The sequence below is a fragment of the Pseudomonas sp. Pseusp9 genome (assembly GCF_059491265.1).
Genome location: NZ_CP168500.1, coordinates 5243532 through 5259565 on the forward strand (window position 1 = coordinate 5243532; position 16034 = coordinate 5259565).

Genomic DNA, 16034 nt, shown 5'->3' on the forward strand with positions numbered 1-16034 from the left:
TTCTTCAACTGCAACCCGGCCGAACCAGACAGCGCTTTACAGCCTGTCGGGCGCGGTGCTGTTGACTGACAGCGTCGATGCCGGATGGCGCCTGAGCCTGACGAGTGAAGCCGGACAAGTGCTCGAACAATGGGATGGCCGAGGCAGTCATTGGCAGAACGAGTACGACGAACTGCGCCGGCCAGTCGCTCTCCATGAATACGCCTTGGGTATGGACCTGCGCACCGTCGAACGCTTGACGTATGCCGACAACTCCGCTGAATTCGCCGAGCGTAACCAGTGCGGGAGTTTGATCCGTCATGACGATTCGGCCGGTACGCTGTGGCTCAGGCAAATCGCCCTGAATGGCGGATTGATCCGCCAGACCCGGCGTTTCCTGCCGGATCAGGCGGACCTGTCAGCCAACTGGCCGGCGACAGAGGCTGATCGCGACGCATTGCTACAACCCGGCGCAGGCTACACCAGCCAACATCAATATGGCCCGTCAGGTGAAGTGCTGGAACAGATCGATGCCAGCGGCCATCTGCGACAACTCCACTTCGACCGCGCCGGGCAACTGCAACGTATCAACCTGAAGCTCAAAGGCCGGGCATCGCAGCCGTTGCTCAAAGCTGCCGACTACGATGCCGCTGGACGATTGCTCAGTCAGGTTGCCGGCAACAACGTCACCAGCATTGCCAGCTACCAGCCTGCAGACGGTCGACTGGAACGCCTGACCGCGACCACCTCGACACACCAGCGCTTGCAGGAGATGAGTTACGAGTACGACCCGGTCGGCAACATCCTCCGGCTGGTCGATCACACACAGGCGGACAGCTATTTCGACAATCAGCGCGTGGTTGCGCAGAACACCTATACCTACGACAGCCTCTACCAACTGACCAGTGCCAAGGGTCGTAAAACCGCGGATGCGGGGCAAACACCGGGATTGCCGGAGCTGAATATCCCCAGCCCCATCGATCCCGCCCGATTGCTCAACTACACCGAATATTACGAATACGACCCTGGCGGCAACCGGACGTTGTTGCGTCATGAAAGTGACAAGAATCCGTTCAGTCGCCGAATGTACGTCGATCCACAGAGCAACCGTGTCTTGCCATGGAATGAGGGTGAGGACGCTCCCGACTTCAGCCGTCAATTCGATGCAAACGGCAACTTGCAATACCTGGCGTCAGGCGCCCAACCGATGACCTGGGATGCGCGCAACCAATTGCAAAGTGTCACCACCGTCCATCGCCCAGGCGGGGTGAATGATGGGGAATGGTATCGCTACAACGCTGCCGGAGAGCGGGTCGTCAAGTTCAACACTCGACAGGCCCGCACTGTGACCCATCAGGATATTGTCCACTACCTCCCGGGTCTGGAAGTGCGCACCGCCGGTGAGCGCGAAGAGTTTCAGGTCATTGACGTCCAACTGGCCCGTGGCAGCGTGCGGTGCCTGCATTGGGTCAAGGGACAACCGGACGGTATCGATAACAATCAAGTGCGCTACAGCATCGAAGATCACCTGGGCTCCAGTTGTCTTGAGCTGGATCAACAGGCCGCCGTCATCAGTCACGAGGGTTACTACCCCTATGGTGGTACGGCGTGGCGGGCTGCCCGCTCGAAGGTCGATGCCGATTACAAGACCATTCGGTATTCGGGCAAGGAGCGGGATGCCAGCGGGCTTGATTACTATGGTGCCCGGTATTACGCGGGGTGGCTGGGACGGTGGGTAAATCCGGATCCGATTGGCTCGATTAACGGCCTGAACCTGTATCGATTCTGTGGAAACAACCCAATCTGCAGGATCGACCCTGATGGGCATATGTGGCAACCATACGATGATGAATTCCTGGACGAATTTGTAATGGTCGAACCTGACTTGAGAGCGACCTATGGCCCGCCACCGATTGACTTGCGGCGCTCAGGGCAAGACCGTGATGAATCAATGGATTATCAAGGCTCGCCCGAAAGCGATCATCCACCGAGTGAGTCCAGCCCGGACTCTGCAAACAGCCCTGCCAGCCCACCTGCGCCAACCGATGACCAAAATACGGTGCTAGAAATCCTGAATGCAGCCCCCTATCGACCCACTCACTACTGGAACAGCAGGAACCTTCTGGAAAGAACCGATTTTGGTGGCAAGGTATACCGCGCAGACCGGCGTGGCCCTGAAGAGGTACTACGGGATGGATTCAAAGCTTCAGATGAATTCACTGCGGTTAGCAAAATGATCAGCGGTGAAACCTTGATTGTCGCAGAGACACTCGAGGGAGCCATTTTCTATGCGGCCCAAGGGGGCCATCCATATTACTTCTATGAAATCGACGCCAATAACGTAAGTGGCGTTTCCCTACTTGAAAACATGGTGCTGAATAACTCGATAATGGTTGAACATCTCAACGCATATCCTGGTGACAGTCCATCTAACCAGACCGGAGAGGCCAATAGAATGCATGAAGCACACCTGAGCCATGATGACCTGAATAACTCCAGGATCCCGGTTGTTCCGTTGGGGAAACTGGCAGATGAAGTGAAACAAATGCGCCGCAATATAAATCGTTGAAAGCTCAAGATATTCACCATGGCGCAGTGAGATGAGATCTGGCGCAAGATAGTCCGCATGCTATCTTGCGCCTCTTATCTTTTGTCCGATTTCCGTTCGATGCTCCCGACCTCCAGAACCCTGCGCCTGGCGCTCTACACCCTGTTGATCATCGCCGGCGCCGCCATTGCCGCGACCCTGGCCATGCGCCACGCCGTGCGCCAGTCAATGGTCGAAGACGCCGCCCGCGCCAATCAGCAATTGGCTCTGTACGCCACGTCCCTGCATACCTTGATCGAACGTTACCGTGCCCTGCCCGCCGTGCTGGCGCTGGACCCGGAGCTGCGCTCGGCGCTCAGGGGTACGGTGAGCCCCGGGCAGCAGGATGCATTGAACCGCAAACTGGAAAAGATCAACGGCGCCGCCCAATCCTCGACCCTGGAATTGCTCGACCGCAACGGCCTGGCCATCGCGGCCAGCAACTGGCGCCTGCCCAGCAGTTATGTCGGTCACAACTACGCGTTCCGCCCTTACTTCAACCAGACTCGCACCCAGGGCACCGGGCGTTTTTATGCGGTAGGCGTGACCAGCGGGATTCCCGGTTACTTCCTTTCCAGCGCAGTCAGCGATGACGGTGGCCAGTTCCTCGGCGCCATGGTGGTGAAACTGGAATTTCCCGAACTGGAACGCGAGTGGCGCCAGGGCAGCGACACCCTGCTGGTCAGCGACGCACGGGGGATCATTTTCATCGCCAACCAGCCGGGCTGGCGCTATCGCCTGCTCAAGCCGCTCGGCGACAGCGATCATGCCGAACTCAAGACCACCCGCCAGTACGACAAGCAGCCCCTGACGCCGCTTGAGTTTCAATCGTTGCGGCGCTTCGACGACAACAGTGACCTGGCTCGTGTCGATGGTCCGGACGGCAAGGCGGATTACCTGTGGGAGTCCTTGCCGCTGAGTACCGAGGGCTGGACCCTGCACCTGCTGCGTCGCCCGCAAGTCGCCTTCGAAGACAGCCGCAACGCGGCACTCGCCGCGGCCGGGTTATGGCTGACCCTGGTGTTCCTGCTGCTGTTTCTCAACCAGCGCTGGCGCCTGGCCAAACTGCGTCAGCGCAGTCGTGAAGAACTCGAACAGCTTGTAGAAGAACGGACGCGCGACCTGAAGACCGCCCAGGAGGGTCTGGTGCAGTCGGCCAAACTCGCGGCACTGGGGCAAATGTCCGCCGCCCTTGCGCATGAAATCAACCAGCCGCTCACCGCCCAGCGCATGCAGCTGGCAACCCTGCGCCTGCTGCTCGACCACGGCCGCGTCGACGACGCCTACAAGGCGCTCAGACCGGTGGATGAAATGCTCACGCGCATGGCGGCCCTCACCGGTCACCTGAAAACCTTCGCCCGCAAAAGCCCCAGTGGTCTGCGCGAACGTCTGGACCTGGCAACGGTGGTGGACCAGTCGCTGCAACTGCTCGACACAAGGTTGCGCGACGAACAGGTCAGTACGGTGCTGCACCTGACCCGCCCGGCCTGGGTGCGCGGCGATGCGATTCGCCTGGAACAGGTGCTGATCAATCTGCTGCGCAACGCCCTCGACGCGATGCAGGACAAACCCTGCAAACGCCTGGAAATCCGCCTCGAAGCCGACGAGCAATTGTGGCGCCTGAGCGTGATCGACAACGGTGGCGGTATCGCCGAAGAGAACCTGTCCAAGGTCTTCGATCCGTTCTTCACCACCAAACCGGTGGGCGATGGCCTGGGCATCGGTCTGGCCGTATCGTTTGCCATCGTTCACGAATCCGGCGGGCGCCTGAGTGCTGCCAATCATGACAAAGGTGCCGTGTTTACCGTGACTTTGCCCATCGACCTGGAGGTGCATGAAACATGCTGAACTCAGTGATGGTGGTCGACGACGAAAGCAGCATCCGCAGTGCCGTCGAGCAGTGGTTGAGCCTGTCGGGTTTCGAGGTACAGCTGTTCAGCCGCGCCGATGAATGCCTGGCGCAATTGCCCAGGCACTTTGCCGGGGTGATTCTCAGCGATGTGCGCATGCCCGGCATGACCGGCCTGGAACTGTTGGCCGAAGTGCAACGCCGGGACACCGATTTGCCGGTGATCCTGTTGACCGGCCACGGCGATGTGCCGATGGCCGTCGAGGCCATGCGCGACGGTGCCTACGACTTCCTCGAAAAACCCTTCAGCCCGGAAACCCTGCTCGGCAGCCTGCGCCGCGCCCTCGACAAGCGTCGGCTGGTGCTGGAAAACCGCACACTGCACGAACAGGCGGACAACCGCGCCAGACTCGACGCCACGCTGCTCGGTGTGTCCCGGGGTTTGCAGACCTTGCGGCGGCAGGTGCTGGATCTGGCAGCACTGCCGGTCAACGTGCTGATTCGCGGTGAAACCGGCAGTGGCAAGGAACTGGTTGCGCGTTGCCTGCACGACTTCGGGTCGCGGGCCGACAAGCCCTTTGTCGCACTCAACTGCGCGGCCATCCCCGAGCAATTGTTCGAGGCCGAGCTGTTCGGTCACGAGAGCGGCGCGTTTACCGGGGCGTCCGGCAAGCGCATTGGCAAACTGGAGTACGCCGACGGCGGCACGCTGTTTCTCGATGAAATCGAAAGCATGCCGCTGGCCCAGCAGGTGAAGTTGCTGCGGGTGTTGCAGGAGCAAAAGCTTGAGCGGCTGGGATCGAACCAAAGCATCCGCGTGGACTTGCGCATCATTGCCGCGACCAAACCGGACCTGCTCGACGAAGCACGGGCCGGACGTTTTCGCGAAGACCTGGCCTATCGCTTGAACGTCGCCGAGCTGCGCTTGCCGCCGCTGCGCGACCGGCGCGAGGACATCCCGTTGCTCTACGAGTCGTTCGCCCGCAACGCCGCCGAACGCCTGGGACGGACCTTGCCGCCGTTGAGCGGCCCACAGTTGAGCCATCTATTGAGCCACGACTGGCCGGGCAATGTGCGCGAACTGGCGAACGTCGCCGAACGTCAGGTATTGGGGCTCGGCGAGCCGGAGCCCTTTGGCATCGAGCCCGGTCAGTCACTGGCGGCGCAGCAGGAAGCGTTCGAGGCGCAATGCCTGCGCGCAGCATTGACCCGGCACAAGGGCGACGTGAAAGCGGTGCTCGAAGAACTGCAACTGCCGCGCCGGACCTTCAATGAAAAGATGCAGCGGCATGGGTTGAGTCGGGAGATGTTCCTGCCAGATAGCTGAGTTTTTGCAGTGCCTGTTCTGGCCCCATCGCGAGCAGGCTCGCTCCCACATTGGTTTTGTGGACACCGATCCCTTGTGGGAGCGAGCCTGCTCGCGAAGAGGCCCGCAAAGGCAATACAAATACACCGCCAGATAAGCAACTTTCCGCTCACCACCAAACTTTTATAAGCGGATTTCCGCTCATCCAAACACCCTCCCCCCTCTAAACCGGCCCTCTCCCCGTTGGCACAGCTCCTGCTATAGCCCAGACAGGCTGCGTTTCATCGCGCTCCACAAAAACAATTAAATGAAGGATCCTTCAATGGATAACTCCAACTCCCTGCCGCTTGGGTCGGCTGCCGTGCCGGCCAAAGAAAGAACCACTTCCAGCCGCATCAAATCGATCTTCAGCGGTTCTGTCGGCAACATGGTCGAGTGGTACGACTGGTACGTCTACGCCGCCTTCTCCCTGTACTTCGCCAAGACCTTCTTCCCCAAAGGCGACACCACCGCCCAACTGCTCAACACCGCCGCGATTTTCGCCGTGGGCTTCCTGATGCGTCCGATCGGTGGCTGGCTGATGGGTCTGTATGCCGACAAGGTCGGGCGCAAAAAGGCCCTGATGGCCTCGGTGTACCTGATGTGCTTCGGCTCGTTGCTGATCGCCTTGAGCCCGAGCTACGAAGTCATCGGCATCGGCGCGCCGATCCTGCTGGTGTTCGCACGCTTGCTGCAAGGCCTGTCGGTGGGCGGCGAATACGGCACCTCCGCCACTTACCTCAGCGAGATGGCAACCAAGGAGCGTCGCGGCTTCTACTCCAGCTTCCAGTACGTGACGCTGATTTCCGGCCAGCTCATCGCCCTGGCGGTGCTGATCGTGCTGCAACAACTGCTGACCACCGAAGAGCTCTATGCCTGGGGCTGGCGCATCCCGTTCGCCATCGGCGCGCTGTGTGCCGTGGTTGCGTTGTACCTGCGTCGCGGCATGGAAGAGACCGAGTCGTTCACCAAGAAGGAAAAAGCCAAGGAAAGCGCGATGCGCACCTTGCTGCGTCACCCCAAGGAACTGATGACCGTGGTCGGCCTGACCATGGGCGGTACCCTGGCGTTCTACACCTACACCACGTACATGCAGAAATACCTGGTGAACACCGTCGGCATGAGCATTTCCGACTCCACCACCATTTCCGCCGCCACACTGTTCCTGTTCATGTGCCTGCAACCGGTCATCGGCGGGCTGTCGGATAAAATCGGTCGCCGGCCGATCCTGATTGCCTTCGGCATCCTGGGAACCCTGTTCACCGTGCCGATCCTCACCACCCTGCACACCGTTACGACCTGGTGGGGCGCGTTCTTCCTGATCATGGCGGCGTTGATCATCGTCAGCGGCTACACCTCGATCAACGCCGTGGTGAAAGCAGAACTGTTCCCCACCGAAATCCGCGCTCTGGGCGTGGGCCTGCCGTACGCACTGACCGTATCGATCTTCGGCGGCACCGCCGAATACATCGCGCTGTGGTTCAAGAGCATCGGCATGGAAACCGGTTACTACTGGTATGTCACCGCGTGTATTGCCGTGTCGTTGCTGGTGTACGTCACCATGAAAGACACCCGCAAGCATTCGCGGATCGTCACTGACTGATCGGATTGACCGTCACTGCAATAGTGACTGATAGAGCCCCATCGCGAGCAGGCTCGCTCCCACAAGGTCTGCACGATATCTGTGGGAGCGAGCCTGCTCGCGATGGGCTCGCCTCGGTATCAGGTCAACTCGGCAACCTGTGGCTTGCCAAACTTTTTCTGTGCAACAGAAGCCCCGGCAATCATCACCACCAGAATCCCCGCCAACACCAGCGACGAGCCGATGGTGCCGAAGTCCAGCCCACCCTTTTCATGGGGTTTGGTCAGGAAGTCGCCCAGGGTTGCACCGAAAGGTCGCGTCAGCACGAACGCCACCCAGAACAGCACGACCGACGAAATTTTCGTGAAGTACTTCAGTAGCACCACCACTGCGATGGTCGAACCGATCAGCAACGCACCGCCGGCAAAACCCAAGCCCGAATCATCGGCCAGGTAATCGCCCAGCGCCGTACCCAAGGTGTTGGAAAACAGAATCGCCATCCAGTAGAACATCTCGCCACGGAACGTCTGGACCTTGGTCACGTTCAGCGAATCGCCGCTCAGGCGCCAGGCCGCAAAGATCCCCAACAGAATCGCAATCAGGATCATCGAACCGGTGGCATAACCCAGCTCCAAGGTGCGGTCCATGAAGTCCGACATGGTGGTGCCGGCCGTGCTGGTCGACAGAATCACGATCCAGTACAGCACTGGCTTGTAGGTTTTCGACATCAGTTGCGTCACCAATGTCAGTACGAACACGCTGATCAGGATCAGCGAGCTGATGGCATAACCGACATTGAGGGTCATCGACAGCAGATCCCCCGCGGTTTCCCCCAGGGTCGTCGCGCAGATTTTCATCACCCAGAACGCCAGGGTGATTTGAGGAAGTTTATTCATCGAGGGTAGAACTCCAATGGTCATGACGGCCGAATCTTGGTTCGGCCGGCGCGCAGATTGGCGATGCAGCAGTGAAAAATGGGTAAGGGCTTTATGAAAAATCTGTCACGCCGGCAAAAGAGCCGATTAATCACGCGTTAATGCTCGCCGCCCAACCTTTGATTGCCTGATCGATTCATTGCGAAGTGCTCACTCGTCATTGAAAGCGAAAAAGCCTGACGGCCTTAACATCTAATTAATCGATCACTATCAGGATGTATTTGCGAAATTAAATCGAATTATCTGGCGTCGCAGTTTTTATTGCACAAAACGCCAACGAAACGGGAGTTACCGCCATGAAAACCAAACTGATCCTTGCCCTCGTTCTTTCCGTACTGGCTGCCAATACCTTCGCGGCCGACGGCTACGACAAAACCGGTTCGGCCTCTTTCGGTTCCGGTGCCAGCGCCGCCATCGAACGTAGCCACTCGGGCGCCTATGCTGCCGACGGTTTCGATAAAACCGGTACGGCTGAAAGTATCGGCTGATCGTGGAGGGAGATTCACAGCCCGGCCTCCCCCCTGTAGGAGCGAGTTTGCTCCGGGCGGCGATCCGACGATGGACTCAAGCGCGCCGCGTTCAACCAGGGAACACGCGTAATCGTTAACGACCATCGCGAGCAAGCTCGCTCCTACAGAGGGAGAAACCGGGCTGGAAATCTGCGGCGCGTGCTTGCACCATGAGCGTCTCCCGCCCGCTCCGGAAACTCTCCCCGATGCCCGATGACATCCACTTCTACGAACCCGCCAACGGCCACGGCCTGCCCCACGATCCGTTCAACGCCATCGTCGGTCCACGCCCCATCGGCTGGATCTCTTCACAAGATGCCGAGGGCCGCCTGAACCTGGCGCCCTACAGCTTCTTCACCGCCTTCAACTACGTTCCGCCGATCATTGGTTTTTCCAGCATCGGGCGTAAAGACAGCCTGAACAACATCGAACAGACCGGTGAGTTCGCCTGGAACCTGGCCACGCGGCCGCTGGCCGAGCAGATGAACCAGAGCTGCGCCATGGTCGGGCCTTTGGTCAACGAATTCGAACTGGCCGGACTGACACCCGTTGCCTCGAAGGTCATTCAGGTGCCACGAGTGGCCGAAAGCCCGGTGTCGTTCGAGTGCAAGGTCACGCAGATCATTCAGTTGCAACGGGCGGACGGCAATGTGGTGCCGAGTTGGCTGATCCTCGGCGAAGTGGTCGCCGTGCATATCGCCAAATGGCTGCTGAAGGACGGGATATACGACACCGCCGCGGCAGAACCGATTCTGCGCGGCGGCGGGCCGGCGGATTATTTCCAGCTGGGGCCTGAGGCGTTGTTCAAGATGTACCGCCCGGGGGCGGTGAAGTGATCACCAGAGCAGGTCGGTATTTTCTCTGACGTCCTTGAGGCGGGTCAGCTCCTTGGCGGCCGCATCATCGGCCTCGTGGGCGGTCTTGAAGACCTGGCCTTCCAGCACTTTGTGAAAACGCGGTGCGCCGGAACCACCCAGCGCTTTGACGGCGATAGCGGCGTGGTAACCACCCTCGCCCGGTACTACAGCGGAAACAGCTTCAAAGTGTTCAAAGGCTTTACGTGCCATGTCGCGAGTCCTGGCTGGTTGAGAATGCGGTCATTAAACCCTCAACCGGCCAGTTTGTGTACCGCCGCGCCGGACTGACCGAGGGCCTGTGCCGCCGACACATCCCTGAAGGTGTGGAAATCCAGACTGTTGACCACCAGGTCCTGCACCAGCTCGGCAAAAACCTCCATCGCCGGCGTGCTGAAGTACGCGGTCATCGCCTGTTGATTGCTCCAGAAACCGAACACCAGCCACAGATCCGGATCACACTGCGAATGCTGCAAGGCAAAGCTCAGGCAGCCTGGCGCTGCGCGGGACGGTTCGATCAGGGCACTGAGGCGCACACCGAGTTCCGCAGAGCGCCCGGCGCGCGCTCGAACGAAGGCCATATGACTGACGGGGATCTGCTTGGACATGTTCAACCCTCCCGGGGAGTCGCGTGGCAGCCGGGGGACGGGCTGCGACAGGATCAAAGGTTAAGGGCCGCGACGCCGGTCTCGTTAGTCGATTCCTGCCGGCGCGTTGCACAATCCTGCGAAACTGCATGGAAAGCCTGTAACAAGCGATAAAACCCTGTCACGGTTCTGCCATACGAGTTTCAAGCAAGTTTTTCCGGCGCAAGGCTCTAGTGTTAACACCACCGGTCGAGCCCAGGCAGAATCAGGCAAGCATCCGGCAGGATGTGTCTACCGCTGTCACTTGCACAAACTTATGCTTTGCCCCATTCCCACCCTGCCTTGCCGAGGATGCCGCGCATGTCGTCGCTCGATCACTTTCAAGCCCCGCTGGACACCGACATGGAAAAGCAGCGTGCAGAACTGGCCGCGATCATTCGCCGTAACACCGCCGAAGATGGCAGTTATGCCACGGCCATCGGCTCGCTGTTCATGTCACGCCACAGCCAGTCCCACGAGTTCGCCCCGGTGCTCGCGCAACCGGCGCTGTGCATCATGGCCCAGGGGCGCAAGGAAGTTCAGTTGGCCAACGAGTACTTCAACTACGACCCGTTGAACTACCTGGTGGTCTCGGTCTCGATGCCGCTGAGTGGACGGGTGGTGGATGTCTCGGCCGAGGAACCGATCCTGGCCTTGCGCCTGGACATCGACCCGGCGGAAATCACTGCATTGATCGCCGACGCCGGCCCCCTCGGTGTGCCCACCCGGCCGACCGGGCGCGGGCTGTATGTCGAACGGCTCGACACCGCCATGCTTGATGCGGTGCTGCGTCTGGCCCGGTTACTGGACACGCCCAAAGACATCGCCATGCTCGCGCCGCTGATTCGCCGGGAGATCCTCTATCGGTTGTTGCGCAGCAAACAGGGGCATCGGCTGTACGAAATCGCCATCGCCAACAGTCAGAGCCATCGCATCAGCCAGGCGATCAAATGGCTCAACGGCAATTTCGAGCAGCCGTTGCGCATCGATGATCTGGCGAAAGAAGTGAACCTGAGCGTGTCGACCTTGCATCACCGCTTCAAGGCGATGACGGCGATGAGTCCATTGCAATATCAAAAGCAGCTTCGCCTGCAGGAAGCGCGGCGGCTGATGCTGGCCGAAGGGTTGGAGGCTTCGGCGGCGGGGTATCGCGTCGGCTATGAAAGCCCTTCGCAGTTCAGCCGGGAGTACAGCCGGCTGTTCGGTGCGCCGCCTTTGCGGGATCTGGCGCGGTTGCGGCTGAGTGTTTAGCTGAGATTAGTGCTGGCTTTACCGGCCTCTTCGCGAGCAGGCTCGCTCCCACAGTGGTCTTGTGTACACCAATCCATTGTGGGAGCGAGCCTGCTCGCGAAAGGGCCAGCAAGGCCAACATCAAATCCGGATCAGGCCCCGAGTACCCGGCAAGCCTCCGCCGGCAACGTCACCGACACCGGATGCCCGATGCTCAGGCCGAAGCCCTGGCACGGCGTGCTCAGCGCGGTAAACGACACCCCGGAACACTCGACCGTGGTCTCGATGGTCGCGCCGATATCGCGCACGAACGTCACCTTGCCCAGCAAACGGTTGCCCGCGGTTGCCTGCGGTGCAGACAGTTGCAGGTCTTCCGGGCGAATCAGCATCTTCAACTTCTCCCCGGCCGCAATGCTGGTACAGATCGGCACTTGCAGCGCATCGCCACCTGGCAGGCTGACCTTGCCGTTGCCCAGCGCCGTGGCCGGGAAGATGTTGCCCGAGCCGATGAAATCGGCGACGAACTCGTTGGCCGGGTGCCGGTAGATTTCAATCGGCGTGCCCACTTGCTGCACCCGATGCTCACCCAGCACCACCACGATATCGGCCATGGTCATGGCCTCGCGCTGGTCGTGGGTCACCATGATGGTGGTGATGTTCAGGCGTTGTTGCAGTTGACGGATTTCCACCTGCATCGACTCGCGCAGCTTGGCGTCCAGCGCCGACAACGGTTCGTCGAGCAAGAGGATTTTCGGGTGCGAGGCAATCGCCCGGGCAATCGCCACGCGCTGACGCTGGCCACCGGACAGCTTGGCCACAGGGCGATTGATCATCGGTTGCAGCTGGATCAGTTCCAGCAATTCCACCACCCGCTTCTGCTGATCGGCCTTGCTGACCCCGCGCAGTTTCAGCGGATAGGCGATGTTCTCGCCCACGGTCATGTGCGGGAACAGAGCCAGGGACTGGAACACCATGCCGAAGTTGCGCAGGTGCGCCGGGGTGTTGCCGATGTCTTCACCGTCCAGGCGGATCTCGCCGCCGGTCAGGGTTTCAAGGCCGGCAATCATGCGCAGCAACGTGGTTTTGCCACAGCCCGAAGGGCCGAGGAAACACACCAGTTTGCCCTCGGGCAAATGCAGGTTCACATCCGTTACCGCGCAGGCCGAGCCGTAATGTTTCTCGACGTTTTCCAGAATCAGACCAGACATAAGAATCACCTCAAAAATAAGGTTCTGTCTGGAGGTCGCCGAGCGATGATCAGGCAAGGCAAAAGTCTGCGAAGAAGCGGAGTTGACTTTAGTCAATGAGCATTCTGAGCTGACTTTTAACGCAGCATGATCGAGCGCAGGCACCTCCGGGCAGAAGCTAGAACGAAACGCCACCTTCGCCGACTAACTTCTCCAGCGCCCAGATCAGGACGAAGTCGATCAGCACGATCAGCACGGCAAACGAAAATACGGTTGGGTCGAGCGAAGACACGGTGCGGCTGTACATCCAGATCGGCACGGTCATCACATCGATGGTGTAGAGGAAGTAGGTCACGGTGAACTCGTTGAACGAGACGATGAACGCCAGCAGCATGCCCGCCAGGATTCCCGACTTCATCAACGGCACCACCACATCGACAATCGCCCGCAGCGGTGAAGCACCGAGCATCTGCGCGGCCTCTTCGACTTCGCTGCCAATGGAGAGCATCGCCGCCGTGCAGTTCTTCACCACGAACGGCAGTGCGAGGATCACGTGGGCAATCACCAGGCGCGAGGTGGTCATGTGGAATGGCAGGCTGTCGAACACCAGCAGCAATGCCAGGCCCAACACCACCATCGGGAACACCAGTGGCAACGACATCAGCTGCAGCGCCACGGCCTTGCCGCGGAACTCGCAACGGGTCAGCGCGTAGGCCGCCGGTACCGCGATCAGCGTGGCGAAGACCATGGTCAGGCACGACACCAGCAGGCTGGTGGTCATGGCCTGGCCGAGGCTCAGGACGTCGCTGGCGTCCGGCGACACAAAGGTGTGCCAGGCGGCTTTGTACCATTGCAGGCTGTAGCTGCTCGGCGGGAAGTCGAGGTTCGACGCGCCGCTGAACGACATCACGATCATGGTCAGGATCGGCAACACCGCCAACAGCAGGATGAAGCCCGAGAGGATGCCGGCAAACTTGCCGGTTTCACCCGGCAACAGCGACTGGCGCTTCTTGATCAGGGTACTCATTGCGAAGCCTCCAGCATGCGACGACGACGGCCAGTGATGTATTCGGACAGGGTCATGATCGCCAGGGTGGTGACGATCAGCACCACACCGGCAGCCGATGCGGCGGGCCAGTTCATCAGCGGGGCGATCTGGTCGTGCACCATCACCGCCAGCATCGGCACGCGCCGGCCACCGAGCAGCAGCGGCACCACGAAACTGCTGGCGTTGTAGGCGAACACCAGGGTCGCACCGGTAATGATCCCCGGCAGACTCATCGGCAATACCACTTGGCGGAACACCTGCAAGCGACTCGCACCCAGAGTGGCGGCAGCTTCTTCGTAACTGCGAGCGACACCGCGCATGGCGCTGGCAATCGGCAACACGGCCAGCGGGAAGGCGGTTTGCACCAGGCCCATCAATACACCGTTCTGGTTGTACAACAGCATGATCGGGCGCTTGATCAGCCCCAGGCCCATCAGGGTCTGGTTGAGCATGCCGCCAGGACCGAGGATCACCAGCCAGCCGTAGCTTTGCAGCAGCAAGTTGACCAGCAATGGCAGCAACACTGCCGCAAGGAAGATCCGTCGCACGAACGGCGAGGTCAGCCGCGACATGGTGTAGGCCACCGGGATCGCCAGAATCACTGCGATCACCGCGCTGATCAGCGCCAGGCGCAGGGTCAGCATCAGCGATTTGAGGTAATAGGGTTCCAGCAACTGGGCGTAGCTGGCCAGGCTGAAGCCGGACCATTCCGCGCCCTTGGTGCCCACGCTCATGCGCAGTACCAGCAGGCTGGCGGCAATCAGTACGCCAAGAAACAGCATCGACGGCGAGAGAAAAAGCCAGGCCCGCGTCGTTGGCGAAACACCCTGAGCAGCGCGCACGGGGGCGGCACTCACCGGATGGGTCAGAGGTTGGTGTTCCATAGCAAAGGGTCTCGTCAATGGAAAGCAGCTGACAAACTCCAGGCCTCCAGACACATCCCCCTTGTGGGAGCGAGCCTGCTCGCGAAAGCGGTGTGTCAGTCACATCCATACTGAATGTGCTGACGCATTCGCGAGCAGGCTCGCTCCCACAGGGGATCTTCAGTGCTTGAAGATCCTGGGCGCGTCACTCGATCAGGAAGAAAAGATTTCCGTGTAACGACGAATCCATTGGTCATGCACAGTCGCCAGGAAGGCGTTGTCGTGCATGATCGCCTTCTCGGCAATCTGCTCCGGCGTGAGGATATACGGGCTCTTGCGTGCTTCGGCGGAGATGATCGCCTTGGCGTTGACCGGGCCGTTGTAGATGTCTTCAGCCATCTTGCCCTGCACCAGTGGGTCCAGAGAGTGGTTGATGAAGGCGTAGGCCATGTCGGTGTCGCCCGGACGGTTCTTCGGCATTACCGACTGCATCAGGTCGGTGTAGAAACCTTCCTTCATGCCGAATGTAGCGCTCAGGCCATAGTTCGGATCGCGGATCTGTTTCGGGAAGAACGCTGGAGCGTACAGACCGCCCATGTCCAGGGAGCCGGTGCGGAACAGCTCGGCGATCTGGTTCGGGTTCTCACCCAGTGTCACCACGCGATCTTTCAGCTCGGCGAGCTTCTTGAAGCCCGGTTCGATGTTGTGCTCGTCACCACCGGCCAGTTTGGCGGCGATGATGATCAGGTCCATGGCCTCGGTCCAGTTCGGCGGCGGCAGGAAGATGTTCGGGGCCAGTTCCGGGTCCCACAGGGCCGCGTAGCTGGTCGGGGCTTCTTTCTGGCTACGGGTGCTGTAGACCAGGCTGTTGCACCACAGCAGGTAACCGATACCGTGGCCATTGGCGCCGGTGCGATACTTCTCCGGTACATCGACGAGGTTGGGAATGCGGTTGAGGTCGGGTTTTTCCAGCAGGTTGGCGGCGGCCAGACCTTCGGCGCCGACGCCTGCCAGGGTGATGATGTCGTATTGCGGACGATCACCACCGGCCTTGAGCTTGGCGACCATTTCCGAAGTACTGCCGGTGCGGTCAGCGATGACCTTGCAGCCGTACTTGTCTTCGAAAGTCGCGGCGATGTTGCGCAGCGCAGCCAGGCCGGTGTCATCGGACCAGGTCAGCAAACGCAGGGTCTTGCCGGCAAATCGTGTATCGCTGGCATTGGCCTTGATGAACGGCATGCTCATGGCCGCTGCTGCAACCGAGGCTACGCCCACGGTCTTGATGAATTGACGTCTGTTCAGATCATGCTCGCCCATTACGGACTCCCTTTGTTTTTGTAGGTATGAGGCTGGTCGAAACTGTTGCATCCGCGCGGCTGGATCAGCTTTAGCCCCTGTGTTTTCGGGGGCCTGGCTGAGCCGGCGAGTTCATCCTGAGGT

Annotated in this window: 14 protein-coding genes; 7 read left to right on the plus strand and 7 right to left on the minus strand. The window is 60.1% G+C overall.

From position 1 onward, the window contains the following. Window positions 1-55: 55 nt before the first annotated feature. The 4 genes from ACEN8E_RS23835 to ACEN8E_RS23850 all read left to right on the plus strand — a co-directional run bounded on the left by ACEN8E_RS23835 (window position 56) and on the right by ACEN8E_RS23850 (window position 7363). Entirely contained in the window at window positions 56-2548 is a 2493-nt protein-coding gene (locus tag ACEN8E_RS23835; protein WP_495593386.1) for an RHS repeat-associated core domain-containing protein, read from the plus strand. 99 nt (window positions 2549-2647) lie between these two features. Then, window positions 2648-4414 carry a sensor histidine kinase gene (locus ACEN8E_RS23840; RefSeq protein WP_495593387.1) on the plus strand — a complete coding sequence of 589 codons (1767 nt, stop codon included), beginning with the start codon at window positions 2648-2650 and terminating at the stop codon, window positions 4412-4414. Then, on the plus strand, window positions 4408-5742 hold the full coding sequence (locus ACEN8E_RS23845) for a sigma-54-dependent transcriptional regulator (RefSeq protein ID WP_495590106.1): 1335 nt from the start codon (window positions 4408-4410) through the stop codon (window positions 5740-5742). Before ACEN8E_RS23840 ends, ACEN8E_RS23845 begins: the two co-directional genes overlap by 7 nt. A gap of 301 nt (window positions 5743-6043) precedes the next feature. Then, entirely contained in the window at window positions 6044-7363 is a 1320-nt protein-coding gene (locus ACEN8E_RS23850) for an MFS transporter (RefSeq protein ID WP_413425228.1), read from the plus strand. 119 nt (window positions 7364-7482) lie between these two features. Here the strand turns inward: ACEN8E_RS23850 and ACEN8E_RS23855 are convergent, their stop codons facing one another. Beyond that, on the minus strand, window positions 7483-8238 hold the full coding sequence (locus ACEN8E_RS23855; protein ID WP_429365726.1) for a COG4705 family protein: 756 nt from the start codon (window positions 8236-8238) through the stop codon (window positions 7483-7485). A gap of 335 nt (window positions 8239-8573) precedes the next feature. Here ACEN8E_RS23855 and ACEN8E_RS23860 point away from each other — a divergent pair, with 335 nt between their 5' ends. Then, the gene (locus tag ACEN8E_RS23860; protein WP_495590107.1) at window positions 8574-8765 is read left to right on the plus strand and encodes a hypothetical protein; all 192 of its coding nucleotides are present in this window, start codon (window positions 8574-8576) and stop codon (window positions 8763-8765) included. A 227-nt stretch (window positions 8766-8992) separates the two neighbouring features. Beyond that, window positions 8993-9622 (plus strand): flavin reductase family protein, encoded by a 630-nt coding sequence (locus tag ACEN8E_RS23865; protein ID WP_495590108.1) that lies wholly within the window; start codon window positions 8993-8995, stop codon window positions 9620-9622. Here ACEN8E_RS23865 and ACEN8E_RS23870 read toward each other — a convergent pair whose 3' ends face one another. Next, complete coding sequence (locus ACEN8E_RS23870) at window positions 9623-9853, minus strand: hypothetical protein (RefSeq protein WP_429365729.1); 231 nt, start codon at window positions 9851-9853, stop codon at window positions 9623-9625. Window positions 9854-9894: 41 nt separating this feature from the next. Next, a complete protein-coding gene (locus ACEN8E_RS23875; RefSeq protein WP_495590109.1) occupies window positions 9895-10248 on the minus strand; it encodes a putative quinol monooxygenase in 354 nt (117 codons plus the stop codon). Between the two features lie 339 nt (window positions 10249-10587). On the opposite strand from ACEN8E_RS23875, the gene ACEN8E_RS23880 reads away from it, so the two are divergent. Then, a complete protein-coding gene (locus ACEN8E_RS23880) occupies window positions 10588-11517 on the plus strand; it encodes an AraC family transcriptional regulator (RefSeq protein WP_495590110.1) in 930 nt (309 codons plus the stop codon). Window positions 11518-11648: 131 nt separating this feature from the next. Here ACEN8E_RS23880 and ACEN8E_RS23885 read toward each other — a convergent pair whose 3' ends face one another. The 4 genes from ACEN8E_RS23885 to ACEN8E_RS23900 form a co-directional block, all read right to left on the minus strand. Next, complete coding sequence (locus ACEN8E_RS23885; RefSeq protein WP_495590111.1) at window positions 11649-12704, minus strand: ABC transporter ATP-binding protein; 1056 nt, start codon at window positions 12702-12704, stop codon at window positions 11649-11651. 157 nt (window positions 12705-12861) lie between these two features. Beyond that, window positions 12862-13710 (minus strand): ABC transporter permease, encoded by an 849-nt coding sequence (locus tag ACEN8E_RS23890; RefSeq protein WP_495590112.1) that lies wholly within the window; start codon window positions 13708-13710, stop codon window positions 12862-12864. Next, window positions 13707-14615 carry an ABC transporter permease gene (locus ACEN8E_RS23895; protein WP_429365733.1) on the minus strand — a complete coding sequence of 303 codons (909 nt, stop codon included), beginning with the start codon at window positions 14613-14615 and terminating at the stop codon, window positions 13707-13709. The genes ACEN8E_RS23890 and ACEN8E_RS23895 overlap by 4 nt, the downstream gene beginning before the upstream one ends. A 192-nt stretch (window positions 14616-14807) precedes the next feature. Further along, entirely contained in the window at window positions 14808-15911 is a 1104-nt protein-coding gene (locus ACEN8E_RS23900; RefSeq protein WP_495590113.1) for an extracellular solute-binding protein, read from the minus strand. Between the last annotated feature and the right edge of the window lie 123 nt (window positions 15912-16034).